Source organism: Rhodoferax sp. LS1R11, assembly GCF_056521395.1.
In genome coordinates, this window is the sequence record NZ_JBWMAW010000035.1 from 1,963 (window position 1) to 5,689 (window position 3,727).

At 49.7% G+C, this 3,727-nt stretch carries 2 tRNA genes and 2 rRNA genes; all 4 read left to right on the forward strand.

Features of this window, described 5'->3' with window-relative positions:
* Window positions 1-11: 11 nt before the first annotated feature.
* The 4 genes from AC097N_RS21125 (at window position 12) to rrf (ending at window position 3,686) form a co-directional block, all read left to right on the forward strand.
* A tRNA-Ile gene (locus AC097N_RS21125) sits at window positions 12-88 on the forward strand.
* Between the two features lie 26 nt (window positions 89-114).
* A tRNA-Ala gene (locus AC097N_RS21130) sits at window positions 115-190 on the forward strand.
* 342 nt (window positions 191-532) lie between these two features.
* A 23S ribosomal RNA gene (locus AC097N_RS21135) occupies window positions 533-3,413 on the forward strand.
* 160 nt (window positions 3,414-3,573) lie between these two features.
* Window positions 3,574-3,686, forward strand: a 5S ribosomal RNA gene (gene rrf / locus AC097N_RS21140).
* The last annotated feature ends 41 nt before the right edge of the window (window positions 3,687-3,727 follow it).

The window sequence follows — 3,727 nt, forward strand, 5'->3', positions numbered from 1 at the left end:
GTGACCGGCTTGGGTCTGTAGCTCAGTTGGTTAGAGCACTGTGTTGATAACGCAGGGGTCGTTGGTTCGAGACCAACCAGACCCACCATTGTCGTCCAACGTCCTTCTGGTTTTGGGGGTGTAGCTCAGCTGGGAGAGCGGCTGCTTTGCAAGCAGTAGGTAGCGGGTTCGAGTCCTGTCACCTCCACCAAACTTTCAACTTCTTATCAAAAATTAAGTGGTTAACACCAAAGTTGCTTTGAAAAAAGCGGTTTTGGTGTTGGTCAGGATTACTTGATCAATCGGCTGTTCTTTAACAATTTATAGAGTTTAATCAGCGTTGCTAGCGGAAACTGCACATTCGTAAAGGTTTAGTGCAGACCGTGCCGCTAGTGACAAATTTTTGATTGCGTCAAAATGAATATCAGACTTCACGTTTGAATTCGAGTTATTTAAGTGAAAGCTTGAATACGGCATAACGCGTCAGGTGAAAGACCTGACAGACATTCCTTGAAAACAACTTTTAGTCTCTAACGAGACGTCAAAGTTATAGGGTCAAGTGAATAAGAGCATGTGGTGGATGCCTTGGCAATGATAGGCGACGAAGGACGTGATAGCCTGCGATAAGCTTCGGGGAGCTGGCAAATTAGCTTTGATCCGGAGATTTCCGAATGGGGAAACCCACCTGCAAAGGTATCGCATACTGAATACATAGGTATGCGAGGCGAACCGGGTGAACTGAAACATCTCAGTAGCTCGAGGAAAAGACATCAACCGAGATTCCGAAAGTAGTGGCGAGCGAAATCGGAAAAGCCTGCAAGTGATAGCACAAGACATAACGGAACAGTTTGGAAAGACTGGCCATAGCGGGTGATAGCCCCGTACGTGAAATGACCTGTGTGGTACTGAGCTTGCGACAAGTAGGGCGGGACACGAGAAATCCTGTCTGAATATGGGGGGACCATCCTCCAAGGCTAAATACTCATCATTGACCGATAGTGAACTAGTACCGTGAGGGAAAGGCGAAAAGAACCCCGGGAGGGGAGTGAAATAGATCCTGAAACCGCATGCTTACAAAAAGTAGGAGCCTCGTAAGGGGTGACTGCGTACCTTTTGTATAATGGGTCAGCGACTTACATTCAGTGGCAAGGTTAACCGAATAGGGAAGCCGTAGAGAAATCGAGTCCGAATAGGGCGAATTAGTCGCTGGGTGTAGACCCGAAACCAAGTGATCTATCCATGGCCAGGATGAAGGTGCCGTAACAGGTACTGGAGGTCCGAACCGACTAGTGTTGCAAAACTAGCGGATGAGCTGTGGATAGGGGTGAAAGGCTAAACAAACTTGGAAATAGCTGGTTCTCTCCGAAAACTATTTAGGTAGTGCCTCAAGTATTACCGTTGGGGGTAGAGCACTGTTTTGGCTAGGGGGTCATGGCGACTTACCAAACCAAGGCAAACTCCGAATACCGACGAGTACAGCTTGGGAGACAGAGCACCGGGTGCTAACGTCCGGACTCAAGAGGGAAACAACCCAGACCGCCAGCTAAGGTCCCTAAAATTGGCTAAGTGGGAAACGAAGTGGGAAGGCTAAAACAGTCAGGATGTTGGCTTAGAAGCAGCCATCATTTAAAGAAAGCGTAATAGCTCACTGATCGAGTCGTCCTGCGCGGAAGATGTAACGGGGCTAAGCCAGTTACCGAAGCTGCGGATTTGCAATTTATTGCAAGTGGTAGGAGAGCGTTCTGTAAGCCTGTGAAGGTGCGTTGAGAAGCGTGCTGGAGGTATCAGAAGTGCGAATGCTGACATGAGTAGCGTTAAAGGGGGTGAAAAGCCCCCTCGCCGTAAGCGCAAGGTTTTCTACGCAACGTTCATCGGCGTAGAGTGAGTCGGTCCCTAAGGCGAGGCAGAGATGCGTAGTTGATGGGAAACAGGTCAATATTCCTGTACCGATGTGTAGTGCGATGTGGGGACGGAGAAGGTTAGCTCAGCCAACTGTTGGATATGTTGGTTCAAGCCTGTAGTCGTGCCTGGTAGGTAAATCCGCCGGGCTTAGATGAGGGGTGATAACGAGTCTGCTTGCAGACGAAGTGAGTGATACCCTGCTTCCAGGAAAAGCCACTAAGCTTCAGCTACACACGACCGTACCGCAAACCGACACTGGTGCGCGAGATGAGTATTCTAAGGCGCTTGAGAGAACTCAGGAGAAGGAACTCGGCAAATTGACACCGTAACTTCGGAAGAAGGTGTGCCTTTAGTAGGTGAAGTCCCTCGCGGATGGAGCCCAATGAGGTTGCAAAAAATCGGTGGCTGCGACTGTTTATTAAAAACACAGCACTCTGCAAACACGAAAGTGGACGTATAGGGTGTGACGCCTGCCCGGTGCTGGAAGATTAAATGATGGGGTGCAAGCTCTTGATTGAAGTCCCAGTAAACGGCGGCCGTAACTATAACGGTCCTAAGGTAGCGAAATTCCTTGTCGGGTAAGTTCCGACCTGCACGAATGGCGTAACGATGGCCACACTGTCTCCTCCTGAGACTCAGCGAAGTTGAAATGTTTGTGATGATGCAATCTCCCCGCGGAAAGACGGAAAGACCCCATGAACCTTTACTGTAGCTTTGTATTGGACTTTGAACAGATCTGTGTAGGATAGGTGGGAGGCTTTGAAGCGGTGCCGCTAGGTATCGTGGAGCCAACGTTGAAATACCACCCTGGTGTGTTTGAGGTTCTAACCTAGGTCCATTATCTGGATCGGGGACAGTGCATGGTAGGCAGTTTGACTGGGGCGGTCTCCTCCCAAAGCGTAACGGAGGAGTTCGAAGGTACGCTAGTTACGGTCGGACATCGTGACGATAGTGCAATGGCATAAGCGTGCTTAACTGCGAGACTGACAAGTCGAGCAGATGCGAAAGCAGGACATAGTGATCCGGTGGTTCTGTATGGAAGGGCCATCGCTCAACGGATAAAAGGTACTCTGGGGATAACAGGCTGATACCGCCCAAGAGTTCATATCGACGGCGGTGTTTGGCACCTCGATGTCGGCTCATCTCATCCTGGGGCTGTAGCCGGTCCCAAGGGTATGGCTGTTCGCCATTTAAAGAGGTACGTGAGCTGGGTTTAAAACGTCGTGAGACAGTTTGGTCCCTATCTTCCGTGGGCGCTGCAGATTTGAGGAAGCCTGCTCCTAGTACGAGAGGACCGGAGTGGACACACCTCTGGTGTATCGGTTGTCACGCCAGTGGCATTGCCGAGTAGCTAAGTGTGGAAGAGATAACCGCTGAAAGCATCTAAGCGGGAAACTCGTTTCAAGATGAGATCTGCCGGGGCCTTGAGCCCCCTAAAGAGTCGTTCAAGACCAGGACGTTGATAGGTCAGGTGTGGAAGCGCAGTAATGCGTTAAGCTAACTGATACTAATTGCTCGTGCGGCTTGACCCTATAACTTTGATCTGCAAAAAGCAGTTTCAAGGAAGTTATGCCAAGTTGACGCATTCAAAAATCCTGTACTACGCAAGTACTACAGGTTCGTTAATTCGATGAAGCTGATTAGCTCTATAAATTGGTTGTCTTGACCCAGTCAAGATGACAAAAAGTTATGCCTGACGACCATAGCGAAGTGGTACCACTCCTTCCCATCCCGAACAGGACAGTGAAACGCTTCTGCGCCGATGATAGTGCGGATTCCCGTGTGAAAGTAGGTCATCGTCAGGCTAGTCAACCAGAAACGCCCAGTCGAAAGATTGGGCGTTTTT